General features: G+C 63.7%; 12 protein-coding genes. 4 read left to right on the forward strand and 8 right to left on the reverse strand.

Annotated features, from left to right (window positions below):
* The first annotated feature begins 188 nt into the window (after positions 1–188).
* The 3 genes from CLV89_RS09015 (at position 189) to CLV89_RS09025 (ending at position 4,491) form a co-directional block, all read left to right on the forward strand.
* A complete protein-coding gene (locus tag CLV89_RS09015) occupies positions 189–1,040 on the forward strand; it encodes an outer membrane protein assembly factor BamD (protein ID WP_106163324.1) in 852 nt (283 codons plus the stop codon).
* Between the two features lie 21 nt (positions 1,041–1,061).
* Entirely contained in the window at positions 1,062–2,711 is a 1,650-nt protein-coding gene (gene recN, locus CLV89_RS09020; RefSeq protein ID WP_106163325.1) for a DNA repair protein RecN, read from the forward strand.
* Positions 2,712–2,796: 85 nt separating this feature from the next.
* Positions 2,797–4,491: a chloride channel protein gene (locus CLV89_RS09025; RefSeq protein ID WP_106163326.1), complete on the forward strand. Its 1,695-nt coding sequence runs from the start codon at positions 2,797–2,799 to the stop codon at positions 4,489–4,491.
* A gap of 864 nt (positions 4,492–5,355) precedes the next feature.
* Here the strand turns inward: CLV89_RS09025 and CLV89_RS09035 are convergent.
* From CLV89_RS09035 to CLV89_RS09060, 6 genes are all read right to left on the reverse strand, one after another.
* Complete coding sequence (locus tag CLV89_RS09035; protein WP_106163327.1) at positions 5,356–5,697, reverse strand: DUF427 domain-containing protein; 342 nt, start codon at positions 5,695–5,697, stop codon at positions 5,356–5,358.
* A 61-nt stretch (positions 5,698–5,758) separates the two neighbouring features.
* The gene (locus tag CLV89_RS09040) at positions 5,759–7,543 is read right to left on the reverse strand and encodes an aminopeptidase P family protein (protein ID WP_106163328.1); all 1,785 of its coding nucleotides are present in this window, start codon (positions 7,541–7,543) and stop codon (positions 5,759–5,761) included.
* Positions 7,544–7,960: 417 nt separating this feature from the next.
* Positions 7,961–9,838 (reverse strand): cobaltochelatase subunit CobT, encoded by a 1,878-nt coding sequence (gene cobT, locus CLV89_RS09045; protein ID WP_106163329.1) that lies wholly within the window; start codon positions 9,836–9,838, stop codon positions 7,961–7,963.
* A 159-nt stretch (positions 9,839–9,997) separates the two neighbouring features.
* Positions 9,998–10,984, reverse strand: a complete 987-nt coding sequence (gene cobS / locus CLV89_RS09050) for a cobaltochelatase subunit CobS (protein WP_106163330.1) — start codon at positions 10,982–10,984, stop codon at positions 9,998–10,000.
* A 313-nt stretch (positions 10,985–11,297) separates the two neighbouring features.
* Entirely contained in the window at positions 11,298–11,897 is a 600-nt protein-coding gene (locus CLV89_RS09055) for a methyltransferase family protein (RefSeq protein ID WP_106163331.1), read from the reverse strand.
* Positions 11,898–12,178: 281 nt separating this feature from the next.
* Complete coding sequence (locus CLV89_RS09060; RefSeq protein WP_106163332.1) at positions 12,179–12,805, reverse strand: DnaJ domain-containing protein; 627 nt, start codon at positions 12,803–12,805, stop codon at positions 12,179–12,181.
* Positions 12,806–12,922: 117 nt separating this feature from the next.
* On the opposite strand from CLV89_RS09060, the gene CLV89_RS09065 reads away from it, so the two are divergent.
* Entirely contained in the window at positions 12,923–13,177 is a 255-nt protein-coding gene (locus CLV89_RS09065) for a BolA family protein (protein WP_106163333.1), read from the forward strand.
* An 87-nt stretch (positions 13,178–13,264) separates the two neighbouring features.
* On the opposite strand, the gene CLV89_RS09070 is transcribed toward CLV89_RS09065, so the two are convergent.
* Together CLV89_RS09070 and pepT are read right to left on the reverse strand one after the other, a co-directional pair.
* A complete protein-coding gene (locus tag CLV89_RS09070; protein WP_106163334.1) occupies positions 13,265–13,849 on the reverse strand; it encodes a DUF4177 domain-containing protein in 585 nt (194 codons plus the stop codon).
* 76 nt (positions 13,850–13,925) lie between these two features.
* Complete coding sequence (pepT, locus tag CLV89_RS09075) at positions 13,926–15,170, reverse strand: peptidase T (protein WP_106163335.1); 1,245 nt, start codon at positions 15,168–15,170, stop codon at positions 13,926–13,928.
* Between the last annotated feature and the right edge of the window lie 114 nt (positions 15,171–15,284).

Below are 15,284 nucleotides of genomic sequence, written 5' to 3' on the forward strand. Positions count from 1 at the left end.
GACCCTCGCAAGCTTTCTCTGCCAATTGAACGGGAGCAGCGTGAAAGGCGTTTTGCACATCATATGAATGTGCTAGACCGTGGCGACGCCGGGCGTCATGTTTGACATGGACAGTCCGGGCCGCGCCAGTGCGCAGGCAGAGGATGCGACCTGCGGGTTGTAGAACAAGACGGTGAAGTGAGGCAGGAATGATCGGCATCAGGGCAGCAGCCAAAGGGATCGGAGCGGTCGCACTGATGGCGACTCTCGCCGCATGTGGCGGTGCAGATGGCGACGCCCGGCAATCTTCTCAGAACCTGGAAGTTTATACTCCGGAACAGATCTATGAGCGCGGTGAGTTTGAGCTGGCGCGTGATCGCGAAGGGGATGCAGCCTATTATTTCTCCGAGGTTGAGCGTCTTTACCCCTATTCCGAATGGGCGAAGCAGTCGCTGATCATGCAGGCCTTCACCTACCATCAGGCCGAGGACTACGAGAACAGCCGCTCGGCGGCGCAACGCTACATTGATTTCTACCCAACGGAAGAAGATGCAGCCTATGCGCAGTATCTGCTGGCCCTGAGCTACTATGACCAGATTGACGAAGTGGGCCGCGATCAGGGGCTGACCTTCCAGGCGCTGCAATCGCTGCGGACCGTGATCGAGGTCTATCCTGACAGCGAATATGCCACCTCTGCGATCTTGAAATTCGACCTCGCCTTTGACCATCTGGCGGGCAAGGAGATGGAAATCGGGCGGTATTACCTGAAGCGTCAGCACTATACTGCGGCGATCAACCGGTTCCGCGTCGTGGTCGAGGACTTCCAGACCACATCACACACGGCCGAGGCGCTGCATCGTCTGGTCGAATCTTATCTATCGCTGGGCCTTACGGATGAGGCACAGTCTGCGGGGGCCATCCTCGGCCACAACTTCCGTTCGACCGAATGGTATGAGGACAGTTTCAAGCTGCTGACATCGCAGGGGCTGAAGCTGAAGGATCGCGGCAACAACTGGCTTGCCAAGATCTATCGTCAAACGGTCAAGGGCGATTGGCTCTGACGGCATTTACGGGGCATCTTGATGCTGCGCGCGCTTGATATTCGCGACTTACTGATCATCGACCATCTGGAGCTTACGTTCCAGTCAGGTCTCAATGTTCTGACCGGCGAAACCGGGGCAGGCAAATCGATTCTGCTCGATTCACTGGGCTTTGTTCTCGGCTGGCGGGGGCGTGCTGCGCTGGTGCGTCAGGGTGCGGATCAAGGCGAGGTGGTGGCGGAATTTGATCTGCCCGAGGGCCACGCCGCCCGTGCCGTGCTGGAAGAGGCGGGGCTGCCTGTCTCGGACAGTCTGCTGCTGCGCCGGGTGAACACCGCTGACGGGCGCAAGACGGCCTGGGTCAATGACCGGCGCTGCTCGGGCGAGGTGCTGCGGGCGCTGTCGGACACTCTGCTGGAATTACACGGACAACATGATGACCGAGGGCTGCTGAACCCGCGTGGCCACAGGGCCATGCTGGATGAGTTCGCCGGTGTCGACGCCTTGGTCGGCGAGGTCCGTACAGCCTGGACCGCGACGGCAAAGGCGCGCAAACGGGTCGAGGAAACCCGCGCAGCACTTGAGGCGGTGCGGGCGGAAGAGGAATTCCTGCGCCATTCTGTGGGCGAGCTTGACCAGTTAAACCCGGAGCCGGGCGAGGATGAGAGCCTCGATGCGCGTCGTCGTCAGATGCAAGCGGCTGAACGTATTCGCGGCGATATCGCCCGTGCGCACAGCCTGCTGTCCGAGGGGGCCGAGGGCACCATGGGCGAAGCGCAGCGCTGGCTGGAGGCGGTGGCCGGAGATGCGGGCGAGGCGCTGGACGCGCCGCTGGCAGCCCTGAGCCGCGCGATGATAGAGCTGGGCGAGGCGCAGGACGGTGTGGAACGCGTCCTTGAGGGGCTGGAGTTCAATCCCGGCGATCTGGAGGATTGCGAGGAGCGTCTGTTTGCGATCCGCGCTCTGGCGCGCAAGCATAATGTGCAGCCCGATGATCTGGCCGACTACGCCGATGTGCTGCGTGAAAAGTTGCAGGCGCTGGACGCAGGCGATCAGAACCTGGCCGATCAGGAACTGGCGCTGAAATCGGCAGAGGCAACCTATGCCACGGCAGCAGATCGGCTGTCGGCCAAACGCCGGGACAGCGCCGCGACGCTGGATGCAGCCGTGATGGCGGAGTTGGCGCCACTGAAAATGGAACGCGCGGTGTTTGAGACCCTCATCACCCCGGCCGAGGCAGGACCAGAGGGCGTGGATGCGGTGGCCTTTACCGTGGCGACCAACCCCGGCGCGCCTGCGGGACCGTTGAACAAGATCGCGTCGGGCGGTGAGCTGAGCCGCTTCCTGCTGGCGCTGAAGGTCTGCCTGCGCGGTGAGGATTCGGCCAAGACGCTGATTTTCGACGAGATCGACCGCGGCGTCGGTGGCGCCACGGCGGATGCGGTTGGCCGCCGCCTCAAGGCGTTGGCCGATGGCAGTCAGGTGCTGGTGGTGACCCATTCGCCACAGGTTGCCGCGCAGGGCGCCCATCACTGGCGGGTGCAGAAGTCCGTCGAGGATGGCGTAACCCTGTCACAGGTGGTGCCCCTGAGCGCTGATGACCGCGTGGATGAGATCGCCCGCATGGTGTCGGGCGACAGGATCACACCGGAGGCACGGGCCGCCGCCAAGGCGCTGTTGCAAGGCGATTAAAGATTTACCGCACGGATAGAACTGTTTGCTAAAGTTATTGGGTCCCGCGCGACTGATTTATCGGTGAATTGATCGGAGAACCCCAATGCCGCGATTGCAAAGCACGGCCCTGTCCTCATATCTCGCCCAGACACGGGCGACGCTGAAGGACGCACAGCGTGTGCTGCTGCATCGCGGACCGAGCCAGCTGCAGTTCTGGCTGATCGCGTTGGTGATTGGTGTGCTTGCCGGTTTTGCCGCCCTGTTCTTCCGCAAGGGGATCACAGCACTGCAGGGCGCTGTCTACGGCGCCGAAGACCTTGACTACCTTCATAGTTTCGCGGCGACCTTGCCCTGGTACCTGCTGTTGCTCGTGCCGGTAATGGGCGGGCTTGCGGTGGGGGTGATCCTGCATCGGTTCACGCCGGATGGTCGCGTGCGGTCTGTTGCCGATGTCATCGAGGGCGCCGCGCTGCGCGACGGGCGGGTGGAAATCCGCGAAGGTCTTGCATCGGCCTGCGCCTCCTTTCTGACGCTCTCCACCGGGGGGTCCTCCGGACGGGAGGGGCCGGTGGTCCATATTGCCGGCATGATCTCCACCTGGGTGAGCGACCGTATTCGCGCTGATGGGGTCACGGGGCGGGATCTGCTGGGCTGTGCGGTGGCTGCAGCGGTTTCAGCCAGCTTCAACGCGCCGATCGCCGGGGCCCTGTTTGCCATGGAGGTGGTGCTGCGGCACTTCTCGGTCAACACCTTTGCGCCCATCGTGGTGGCCTCGGTGGCGGGTACGGTGATCAACCGGCTGGAATACGGCGATGTGACAGAATTCGTGCTGACCACGCCCGGCGCGCTGCAGTTCTATGTTGAGCTGCCCGCATTTCTGATCCTCGGGGTGATTTGCGGCGTGGTGGCCGTGCTGCTGATGCATTCGATCTTTCTGGCAGACCGGCTGGGAACGGCGGTGCAGAGTGCGCTTGGCGTGCCGCGTTGGCTGCGCCCTGCGGCGGCGGGTTTCCTGCTTGGGCTCATTGCGATCTGGTTTCCCCATATCATCGGGGTTGGTTACGAGACCACCGTTCTGGCGCTGTCGGGCCAGCTGCTGTTGAGCCAGGCGATCCTCTTTACCATCGTGAAGGCTGCGGCAGTGTCCATCACCATGGGCGGACGCATGGGCGGCGGCGTGTTCTCTCCGTCGCTGATGGTGGGCGCGTTGACCGGGCTGGCCTTCGGGATCATCGCCACCGCCACGCTGCCCGATGTCTCCGGGACACATACGCTCTATGCGTTTGCCGGAATGGGGGCAGTGGCCGCAGCGGTTCTGGGCGCGCCGATTTCCACCACGCTGATCGTGTTTGAGCTGACCGGCGACTGGCAGATTGGTTTGGCCGTGATGGTCTCCGTTTCCATGTCCACGGCGCTGGCCTCGCGTCTGGTGGATCGGTCTTTCTTCCTAACCCAGCTGGAAAAACGCAATCTGCGCTGTTCGGCGGGCCCTCAGGCCTATCTGCTTGGCACCCTGCTGGTGGGCAAGGTGATGCGGCCGCTGTCGGCATCCGACCCGGAGAGCGCGCAGGCGCTGATGGATGAAGGCATTGCAATCAGCCCCCTGGCGACGCTGGAGGCGGCGCTGCCGATCTTTGACCGAGCAGGGGTGGAGTTCATCCCGGTGGTGGAGGAAGAGGAGCGGTCAGAAGAGACCGGAGAGCCGCAGCTGACGCTGATCGGGGTGATCCATCATCTGGACGCGTTGAAGGCCTATAACCGGGCTCTGGTGGCGAGTTCTGCAGAAGAGCATCGCTGACGCGGCAATTCGGGTCTGACGCGGCGATCGCGCAATGGCCCTTTGCTTTGACATTCGCGCACATGCTCATCGGCACATTCCAATCGGTTCGGTGCCGCGCATTTGAATGTTGGCGATGCCAAAGCGGCGTCAATACGCAAGCAGGGTTCAGGGATGGAGCAGGCCGCTGAGGTGAGTGTGGTTCTGTTGCGGTTCGTGCGCAGCGGACATGACCACGCGACCCTGCGCATCAATTTCTCATAATAAATTTTCGCAAACGCAGCGTCAAATTTCGCTGATATGCAATAAGCCAATTCTAGGTTTGAACCCGTCCGCATTTTATACTTGATAACAAAGGTTAATCCGGGCACTTAATATTACTAAAAGATTAACAATGGCAGGCATCGGGTGGACGAAAATAATGCGTGCTTGGGCAGATGACCTCGCAGAGGTCGCGTCCTTCGGGACAACCAAAGAGCAGGAAAATGAGCGGGCGGCACTAACCGCCCTCATAGACTATGTTGTTGAAACAACTTGCGATTCCCAGTCTAGCATTGGGAGGGACGGGGCCGATGACCTGCGTCGAAGTCTGAGCGCAGCGGTGCTTTCAGCGTAAGTCTCAGACCATCTCAACTGTGGTCAGATCATGCGTTCCGCGAATGTGTCTCCGGAAACGGGGAGTGCAGAACTGCGGTCTGCGACCTGCTGTTTTATTCACGAAAATGGAATGCGGAGCGTCCGGGGACTGAGAAAACCCAGGAGTGTTGCAAAAAAGCCGGACGCAATTGCCCGGCTTTCTATATCCTGTTTCTTGTGAATTGGTATGGTTTGTACCATTCCAATTTCAATCACAGTATCAGTCTATTGAGGGGGATCTCTGCGATTTCAGACCTGTTCAACTTTGACAGAGTCGAGATGCAGGAACGCCAGGTGACCTTTGATCTCGGTCACGGCCTCCAGTGGGGCCTCATAGCTCCAGACCGCGTTTTCGGTCACGGAGGATTTGTTGACGATGGAATAGAAGCTCGCGTCGCCCTTGTGCGGGCAATGGGTTGTCTTGTCGGATTTGTCGAGGAAGGCCATGGCGACATCTTCCCGCGGGAAGTAGATCACCGGGGCCAGATCGCCCTCGCTCAGTTCCAGTGCGTTCGAGGTCTCGCCCAGAACGGCGCCGCCCGAACGGACAACCCATCTGCCTGTCGCTTTGCGGATCGTGATCTTGCTCATCGGGTTCCCCCTCCTTCTAGCTTTGGTAAGGCTTCTGCCCGGTCAATGTAACAGTCGAATATCAGAGCGGCGCACAGGCCGTCTCCAACCACTTGGCCGCAGTTGCGCTGAGGCGCGGTGCGATGTTGCGGTATACGTCTGCGTGATAGCTGTTGAGCCAGTCGCGCTCACCCGTTGACAGCATCTCGGGCACCACCAATCGGTGGTCGATGGGCGCAAAGGTCAATGTGCGCCACGTGTGCATCTTGCGGTCTGCGTCGCTGGTGTCAAGGGGGGCAGCGTCCTCGACCACCAGGAGATTTTCGATCCGGATGCCAAAGGCGCCCTCGCGGTAGTAGCCGGGCTCGTTCGACAGGATCATGCCGGGCTCCAGCGGCACGGTATTGAGCCGCGACAGTCCCTGCGGGCCCTCATGCACGCTGAGATAGGCGCCGACGCCATGGCCTAGCCCATGGTTGAAGTCCTGACCGGCCATCCACAGGGGCAGGCGGCCGATCGCCTCCAGCTCGCGCCCTGAGCGCCCCTCGGGCCAGCGTAGGCGGGAGATGGCGATCATGCCCTGCAGCACGCGGGTGAAGGCTTCGGCCTCGTCGCGCCCCGGGGTGCCGATGGCGATGGTGCGGGTGATGTCGGTGGTGCCGTCGAGATACTGGCCACCGCTGTCCAGCACCAGCAGGTGGCCGTCCTGCAACGTTGTGTTGGTCTCCTCGGTGACCCGGTAGTGCATCACCGCGCCATTGGGCCCGGTGCCGGAGATGGTCTCGAAGCTGATGTCGCGCAAGCTCGGATCGGCAGCGCGGAAGCCTTCGAGGGTTTTGACCACGTCGATCTCGGTGATGCTGCCGGGGGGCTGCGCGTCGAGCCAGGCGAGGGTTTCCACCACGGCGGCGCCATCACGCAGATGGGCGGCGGCGCTGCCAGCGATCTCGGCGGCATTCTTGCGCGCCTTGGGCAGGGCGCAGGGATCGCCGGTCATGGCCATGCGCCCCTCGAGGAGGTTGGCAAGCGCTTGCGGCAGGCTGCGCTCGTCCACCGCGACCTGTCCGTTGAGGCCCGCGACCGCATCGGCAAAGCCCTCAGGCGCGTGGCAGGTGACATGGGAACCGAGGTCGAGGCCGCCGAGTTTTTGCGCCTCCATGAAGAGGTCCACACGCCCGTCGCTGTGCAGGATGGCAAAGCCATGCGCCACCGGGTTGCGCGGGATGTCGGCGCCGCGGATGTTCAAGAGCCACATGATGCTGTCGGGCAGGGTGATGACGGCGGCGGATTGGCCGGTCTTGCGCAGCCCTTCGGCCAGCCGCGCGGCTTTGGCGGCGGCACTTTCGCCGGCGATATCTTCGGGATGCGCGGTGGCGGGCTGCATCGGCGGCGCGGGCTGATCGGCCCAGATGCGATCCACCAGATTATCCGTCTCCACCAGCGTGATGCCACTGCCCTTGAGCCGTGTCGTCAGTTCGCGGATTTCGCGAGCGGCGTGCAGCCAGGGGTCATAGGCGAGGGTGCCGCCCTCGGGCAGCTGCTCCACCAGCCAGTCGCCCAGCGTGACCTCGGGCCAGGGCACGGGGGTATAGACATCGGCCACCTGCCGCTTCACCTGGGTGCGGTAGCGCCCGTCGATGAAGACGCCGGCACTGTCACGCAGCGCGGCGCAGAAGCCCGCAGAGCCGGTAAAGCCGGTGAGCCACGACAGGCGTTCGTCGCGCGGGGCGACATATTCGCCCTGATGGGCATCGGCGCGGGGGATCAGGAAGCCGTCATAGCCGTCTTTCTCCAGCTCCGCGCGCAGGGCGGCAAGCCGGTCCGGGCCTTGCTCGGGGCGTGCGGTGACGTCGAAGGTCTGGAACATCTCTCTCTCCTGAATGCGGAGCCCGGACCCGAAAGGCGGGCAGCAGGCAAGAATGTGGGGCATCGGTGCTGCCGCTGTGGGGGCCGGGTTACGGCGCGCGGTGACCGGGAGTTGTTTTGTTACAGATCACGCCTGCGCAGACAAGCCCATGTGACGTGATGACTGTGGAGCGTCGGGGGGGGGGCTCCCGCCCGTTGCCCAGGGTCCCTTGCAGGACCCCGTGCGCCCGTTGGGCCGGGCGCCGCGCCTCCCGAGGGGAGGCGCGGCGCGGTTGCGCCTTGATTGGGCCGAAGCACGACGGTCGCATGGGAGTGCGGGCGCCGCGCGCCGCAAGGCGCGCGGCCGGGCCCAAGGCTTTGGCTCGCATCTGTGATGCGGGGCAAAGGGGCGGGAGCCCTGCGCCCGCCGCAGGCGATGTCAGCTAACCTTGCGCATGCCCATGACGCGGGCACGGGCGCGCGGGTCGCTGTCAAACAGCGCGGCCAGCTGTTCGGTCATGGCACCGGCCAGCTGCTCCACATCGGTGATCGTCACCGCGCGGTCATAATAGCGGGTCACGTCATGGCCGATGCCGATCGCCAGCAGTTCCACCTGCTTTTTCTTCTCCACCATGGCGATCACGTCGCGCAGGTGTTTCTCAAGATAGTTGGCCGGGTTCACCGAGAGCGTGGAATCATCCACCGGCGCGCCATCGGAGATCACCATGAGGATCTTGCGCGCCTCGGGACGGCCCGCCATGCGGCGATGGGCCCATTCCAGTGCCTCGCCGTCGATGTTCTCCTTCAGGAGGCCTTCCTTCATCATCAGACCAAGGTTCGGGCGCACCCGGCGCCAGGGCGCATCGGCGCTCTTGTAGATGATGTGGCGCAGGTCGTTCAGGCGCCCGGGCAGCTGCGGGCGACCGTCGTTGAGCCAGGCCTCGCGCGACAAGCCGCCTTTCCAGGCCTTGGTGGTGAAGCCGAGGATCTCCACTTTGACGTTACAGCGCTCCAGCGTGCGGGCCAGAACGTCGGCGCAGATCGCGGCGATGGAGATCGGGCGACCGCGCATCGAGCCGGAGTTGTCCAGCAGCAGCGTCACCACGGTATCGCGGAATTCGGTGTCCTTCTCGACCTTGAACGACAGCGGCGTCGTGGGGTTGGCCACCACGCGCGCCAGTCGGCCGGCGTCCAGAACGCCTTCTTCCTTGTCGAACTCCCAGGAGCGGTTCTGCTGTGCCTGCAGGCGCCGCTGCAGCTTGTTGGCCAGACGCGAGACCGCGCCTTTCAGCGGCTCCAGCTGCTGGTCGAGATAGGCGCGCAGCCGTTCCAGCTCCTGCGGTTCGGCCAGATCCTCGGCGGCGATCTCCTCGTCATGGGTGTCGAGGAAGACCCGGTAATCCGGGTCAGCATCCGAGACCGGTTGCGGTGCGGGCGGCTCCAACGGCGCTTCGCCGTCGGGCATCTCGGTCTCGTCAGTGACCTCTTCCTCGGCCATGTCGTCGGCGGAGACCTGCGCCTGGCTCTCGTCCTGCTGCTGTTCCTGCGCCTGTTCGGGGGAGGCGTCGGCCTCTTCCTCGTCGCTGTCGTCCTGACCGGAGCTGTCGGGCTGTTCCTCTTCCTCGGCGGTCTCTTCCGACTCGTCGTTCATCTCGTCATCGAGATCATCCGGGTCGTCGCCCAGCTGGTCACCATAGCCGAGATCGGAAATCACCCGCCGGGCGAATTTGGCAAAAGCGGCCTGATCGGCAATCGTTTCATCTAGGTTTTCCAGCGTTTCGCCGGCCTGTGCCTCGATAAAGCCACGCCACAGGTCCATCACGTTGGCCGCGGCCTCGGGCAGAGGTCTGCCGGTGGCGAGGTGGCGGATCAGGTAGCCTGCGGAGACTGCCAGTGGCGCCTCGGAGGCGGAGGTCACCTGATCGTAGCCGCGCCGCAGCGCTTCGGTCTTGATCTTAACGTCGATGTTGGAGGCGGTGCCGGGCATGTCGCGGGCGCCGACGGCCTCGCAACGGGCGCTTTCCATCGCGTCATAGAGTTCGCGCGCCATGTCGCCGGAGGGGGCATAGCGGCTGGCGACGCCCTCGTCATGGTACTTGCGGCGCAGGGCAAGTGCGTCGGCGGTGCCACGGGCCAGCAGCACTTCCTCGCGGGTCATCCGGCGCGAGACCTGCGGCAGACGCATGGTGTCGCCGCTCATGCCGGAGGGGTCGACCGAGTAGTTCACCGTCAGTTCGGTGTCATCGGCCATCACCTTGGTGGCCTCGGCGAGGGCCTTCTTGAACGGATCTGCCGGGTTGTCGTTTGGTTTGCTCATGAACCGGTGCTCCTACGGGGCAAGCATTCGTCCTTTGCGCGGCGCTGTCCAGTCATTTGAAAAATGACCGTCCCCGCCCCGCCGGGGGCGGGGTGCCGAGACCCCCGTCGAGGGGGCCTCGGCACCGGTCGGACGGCGAAGCCGTCCGATCCCCGCTCCTTAGCCGAGGCTGACGTTTGCAGCACTTTCGGGCAGTTCTTCATCAAAGCAGCGCTGATAGAACTCTGCCACGGTCTGGCGTTCTAACTCGTCGCATTTGTTGAGGAAGGACAGGCGGAAGGCATAGCCTACGTCGCGGAAGATCTCGGCGTTCTGGGCCCAGTTGATCACCGTCCGGGGCGACATCACGGTGGAGAGGTCGCCGTTCATGAAGGCGGTGCGGGTCAGGTCGGCAACCGTCACCATGCGGGCGATCTGCTGACGGCCCTCGGCGGTGTTGTAATGCGGGGCCTTTGACAGCACGATCGCGGTTTCCGCATCATGGCTGAGGTAGTTCAGCGTTGCCACCAGCGACCAGCGGTCCATCTGGGCCTGGTTGATCTGCTGAGTGCCGTGATAGAGCCCGGTGGTGTCGCCGAGGCCCACGGTATTGGCGGTGGCAAACAGGCGGAAGAACGGGTTCGGCGTGATGATCTCGTTCTGATCGAGGAGCGTCAGCTTGCCGTCATGTTCCAGCACCCGCTGGATCACGAACATCACGTCGGCGCGGCCGGCGTCATATTCGTCGAACACGATCGCCACCGGGTTGCGCAGGGCCCAGGGCAGGATGCCCTCGTGGAACTCGGTGACCTGCTTGCCGTCGCGCAGCTTGATCGCGTCCTTGCCGATGAGGTCGATCCGGGAGATGTGGCTGTCGAGGTTGACCCGCACGGAGGGCCAGTTCAGGCGCGCCGCGACCTGTTCGATATGGGTGGATTTGCCGGTGCCGTGGTAGCCTTGGATCATCACACGGCGGTTGTGGCTGAAGCCTGCAAGGATCGCCAGCGTGGTGTCGGGGTCGAACTTGTAGGTCGAATCCATGGCTGGCACCCGGTCGGAGCCCTCAGCGAAGCCCTTCACCGTCATGTCGGTGTCGATGCCAAAGACCTCGCGGACCGAGATCGTCTCGGTGGGTTTTGCGTTCATGTCCTGCAGGCCGTTGGTCATAGGTGTCAGTCCTTGTCTTGTCAGTCTCGGCGCGGGCGTGGTGGCGTCTGTCAGGCGGCCCGTCGGCCAATCTCGGGATGCGTCTTGCGCACAATCGCAGGATTGGTGCCTGAAGATGCCGGGGAGGGCAAGGGAAACTCGTGTGTCGATACGCCAGAGCCGCAACGGTGAGCGGTTTTATCGCGGGCGTGGCTGCGTGCGGGCGCAAAGCTGGCATAAAAAGGCCCTGCACGCGGTGGACGCGGCAGGGCCAATCTGTCCCGGAATATGGCGCCTGAGCGCGTCGCCTCTGAAAGGGCCTCGGAGGGGGGCGTCAGAGCGCGGCGCGCAGGCGCTCCAGGCTGCGTTCGTCAACAAAGCGCGGTGTTGAGCGCATGTAGTCGGCAAAGGCCTGGCCGTAGCCTTTCATCAGCCAGCGTTCCTCGTTCAGCACAAACAGGAAATAGAGCGCAAACAGCACCAGTGCCAGCGCGACGGTCAGCCAGGAGCCGGTGGTGATGCCGAGGCCGATGGTCGCCAGCACCGAGGTCACATACTGCGGATTGCGGGAATACTCATACATGCCGCCTGTGACCAGCCCGCCGCTGTCGCAATAGGTGTTGTCCAGCCCCAGAAAGCGGTAGCCCCAGAGGGTGATGCCAAAGGCCACCACCATGATCGGCAGGCCCACCACATAGCGCAGCCAGTGGCCCCAGCCGTTGACGCCGATTTCGGCAAGCGCAAACACCACGGTGGCGCCGCAGAAGATCCGGAACAGGCCAAAGGCCAGGTGGTGGCGCCAGCCCTCAGAAGCGGGCCAGAGGCCGAGGTCGGGCCGCTTCAGGCTGTAACCGAGATGGGCGGCCAGGGCGAGGGCGGCCCCGGCGGCGATGAGGAGGGCGATGTCATGCAAGGTCAGGACAAGGTCGTACATGGCGGCAATTGATCCCTTTCTGGAGGTCTGGACGTCTGCTCTGAACGGTCGGTCCGGAACGTGGATCCGGTGTGCCGGGCGCACACCCGGTTGACGCCTCGCGTAGCAATTCAATGTAACAGAAAAGTGGTGCCGACCTGCGTGTCAGGCGGTTCAAACCGTGTCACGCCTGCGCGATTTTCCCAAAAGGAAACCGCCCGGACGCTGGGGGGCGTCGGGCGGTCTGGGCAATCGGATGTGGCACCGGCAGGGCGCAGCGCGGGGAGGGCGCAGCGCGTAGCCTACTTGAAGCTGCGGCTGTCCTTGACCTGGTCCCAGGCCCACATGACCTCCTGCAGCTGTTCTTCCTGGCTGCGGTCGCCGCCGTTCATGTCCGGGTGCAGCACCTTGATGAGCTTCTTGTAAGCTTTGCGAATCTCGGCCTTTGTCCAGTCATCCTTGGCCTCGAGGATCTCCAGCGCGCGGCGTTCTGGCGGCGGCAGGCGGCGGCCTGCGGCCTGGCCGTTCTTGCCGGGGTTCTGTGTCGCGTTTGCGCCGAGCACCTGATGCGGGTCCTCTATCCCGAGGCGGGCCCAGGCACGCGCCTCGGGATCGCCCAGCGGCTTGGTGGTGCGTTCCCACACCTTGTCCTTGGAGGCCTGTGCGTTCAGCTCGGCCTCGGTGGTGCCTTCGAAGAAGTTCCACTTCTGGTTGTACTCGCGCACATGCTGCTGGCAGAACCAGAAGAAATCGTCGAGAACATCGGGGGCCTTGGGGGCGCGGAACTTGCCGGCCTCCTCGCAACCTTCATGATCGCAGAGACGCACGGAGGTTTCGGAGGCGCCAGACATGCTGCGCCGCCCCCGCGGATTTTTCTTCTTCGCGGAGCGGATCGACATATCGAATCCAAAGGGATCGGATTTGGTCATGCGGGAGCACCTTCTAGACGCATCTGTTCGACTCGGAGGCAGCAGTTTAGTCTAACGGTCGAGAGATAAAAGGGGGGCGGGCACAGTTTTATGAACTACAGACGGAGTGACGCAGACATGAGCGTAAGAGACGAGATCGAAACGAGCCTGCGAGCCGCCTTTGACCCCAGAGAGATGGAGGTCGAAGATGACAGTGACAGTCATGTGGGTCACGCAGGGCATGACGGCAAGGGGGAAAGCCATTTCAATGTCAAAATCAGGGCCGCGGCCTTCGAGGGCATGAGCCGCGTCGCGCAGCATCGCGCGGTGCACAAGGCTATGGGCGACATTGTACCACGCATCCATGCGCTGGCCCTGGATATCGGGTCCTGACGGTCCTTACATCCGGCACGATCAACGCGTCCCCGGTCACCGCATGGTGACCGGGGCACAGAGATCAGACCACTGAAGCGATGAGCCTCACTCGTCCGGTTTGCCCCGACTGGCCCGTGCCTTCAGCGCGGCGGTGAGGCCGGAGACCGGGCTCAATTCTTCCACCCCATCATCGGAGACCATGCGTCGGGCACCGGGTCCCGGCACGGGAATCGCTTCTGGCGGGGCCTCTGGGTCGCCGGCAATGGCAGTCAGCGGTGCTGGCGCGGCTGCCGGCTGGGCGGATGGCGCAGCGACGCGCTCGGTTTCCGCGATCAGTTCTGCATTCGGCTCGGGGGCCGCGGCTTCGGAGGGTGTGGTTGCGGCGACAACGGGCTGTGCCGCGGTCGCGGGCGTCGGCTCTGTGGTCGCAAGCGTTGGAGTAGTACGGCTCGCGGCGGACAGCGCCCGGCGGAACACCAACAGGTTACGCCAGGTGGTCTTGGTGCCGGTCAGCCCGGAGCGTTCCTCGCTGGGCAGCATTTCGGCGCGCTGGTACTCCCAGCCCTCTGCCGCCATTTCGTTCAGCACGCCCTCAATTCCATTGGCAAAGCGGGCCTCTGGCGTTTTCACGCCGCGCGCCTTCTTGCCACGGTTGGGGGCGGGGACGACCTTGTACTCGTAGTTCTGCATCAATTGTTCCTGTGCGGCCCACGCCTGCAATCTAGCAGCATTGCGGGGCAGAGAGAAAGAAGATCAAAGGCAGATGTCACTTTTGCGTGGCGGCGGCACGGGCTGCCAGCTTCAGGCACATCTGCGTCGCCAGCGACATATCCTGAACCGAGATCCACTCCAAGGGGCCATGAATGCATTGCATGCCGGTAAAGACATTCGGCGTAGGTGTGCCGAATTCGGTCAGGCGGGAGCCGTCGGTGCCACCGCGGATCGGCACCGAGACCGGCTCCAGCCCGAGATCGCGGCAGGCGTCGCGGGCCAGCTCCACCGGAGTCATGTCCTGTTCCAGCCAGTAGCGCATGTTGCGGTATTGCGGCGTGATCTCGCAGGTGATCTCGGCCCTCGGTTCCGTGGCGGCGACCGCGGCACAGACCTGACGCAGCAGCGCGCCCTTGGCCTCCAGCCCGTCACGTTCGAAGTCGCGCAGGATGAAGCGGATCTCCATCTCGGAGGAGCCGCCCAGCATGTCGGTGGCATGGATGAAGCCGTCGCGCGCATCGGTGGTTTCCGGCGTCATGGTGGCCTGCGGCAGGGTCTGAACGATCTTTGAGGCGAGGTGGATGGCGTTGACCATCTTTTCCTTGGCAAAGCCCGGGTGGATCGACACGCCGGTGATTTTCACCACGGCGCGGTCGGCAGAAAAGCTCTCATATTCGATCTCGCCCACTCTGCCACCGTCGAGCGTATAGGCAAAATTTGCCCCCAGGTCCTGTTCCAGCTGTGGCTGCACGCCACGGCCGATTTCCTCATCCGGGGTGAAGGCTATGCGGATCGGCGGGCGGGGGGCATCGGGGGTTTGCAGCAGATGTTCGGCCATAGTCATGATGATCGCGACGCCGGCCTTGTCATCCGCGCCCAGCAGCGTGGTGCCGGAGGCGGTGATCAGGTCGTGGCCGATCTTTTCGGCCAGATAGGGGTGGTCGGCGGGGGAGAGTACCAGGTCGGGATCGTCCGGAAAGCTGATGTCGCCGCCGTTGTAGCCTTTGATGACGCGGGGTTTGACGCCGGTCGCGTTGAACTGCGGTGCGGTGTCCACATGGGCGAGGAAACCCACGGTGGGGGCGTCCGTTGTGCCGGGTATGGTGGCGAGCACAGCGCCGTAGCCGGTGAGAGTGACGTCCTGCGCGCCTATCGCGGTCAGCTCGTCCCGCAGGAGGTTCAGCATGTCGAACTGGATTTCGGTGCTGGGCGCGGTGGGGGAGTTTTCGTCGCTCTGGCTGTCGATGGCGGCGTAGCGGGTCAGGCGGGATTCGAGGACGGCGTTGAAGGCGTTGGACATCGGGGTGGCTCCTGCTGTTGGCGGCAAGATCGCGGAGGGGCGCGGGGAGGTCAAGCGCCCTTGCGGTGCAGCACGCGCCGGGGCAGGGTGCAGGGATTGGATGGGGACGGTTTG

Origin of the sequence: Tritonibacter scottomollicae (assembly GCF_003003215.1) — a bacterium.
GTDB classification, from domain to species: Bacteria; Pseudomonadota; Alphaproteobacteria; order Rhodobacterales; family Rhodobacteraceae; genus Epibacterium; species Epibacterium scottomollicae.

Bases quoted from the DNA above. Each gene is read 5' to 3' on its own strand.
- CLV89_RS09015 (WP_106163324.1), top strand. From the start codon at position 189: ATGATCGGCATCAGGGCAGCAGCCAAAGGGATCGGAGCGGTCGCACTG.
- recN (WP_106163325.1), top strand. From the start codon at position 1,062: ATGCTGCGCGCGCTTGATATTCGCGACTTACTGATCATCGACCATCTG.
- CLV89_RS09025 (WP_106163326.1), top strand. From the start codon at position 2,797: ATGCCGCGATTGCAAAGCACGGCCCTGTCCTCATATCTCGCCCAGACA.
- CLV89_RS09035 (WP_106163327.1), bottom strand. From the start codon at position 5,697: ATGAGCAAGATCACGATCCGCAAAGCGACAGGCAGATGGGTTGTCCGT.
- CLV89_RS09040 (WP_106163328.1), bottom strand. From the start codon at position 7,543: ATGTTCCAGACCTTCGACGTCACCGCACGCCCCGAGCAAGGCCCGGAC.
- cobT (WP_106163329.1), bottom strand. From the start codon at position 9,838: ATGAGCAAACCAAACGACAACCCGGCAGATCCGTTCAAGAAGGCCCTC.
- cobS (WP_106163330.1), bottom strand. From the start codon at position 10,984: ATGACCAACGGCCTGCAGGACATGAACGCAAAACCCACCGAGACGATC.
- CLV89_RS09055 (WP_106163331.1), bottom strand. From the start codon at position 11,897: ATGTACGACCTTGTCCTGACCTTGCATGACATCGCCCTCCTCATCGCC.
- CLV89_RS09060 (WP_106163332.1), bottom strand. From the start codon at position 12,805: ATGACCAAATCCGATCCCTTTGGATTCGATATGTCGATCCGCTCCGCG.
- CLV89_RS09065 (WP_106163333.1), top strand. From the start codon at position 12,923: ATGAGCGTAAGAGACGAGATCGAAACGAGCCTGCGAGCCGCCTTTGAC.
- CLV89_RS09070 (WP_106163334.1), bottom strand. From the start codon at position 13,849: ATGCAGAACTACGAGTACAAGGTCGTCCCCGCCCCCAACCGTGGCAAG.
- pepT (WP_106163335.1), bottom strand. From the start codon at position 15,170: ATGTCCAACGCCTTCAACGCCGTCCTCGAATCCCGCCTGACCCGCTAC.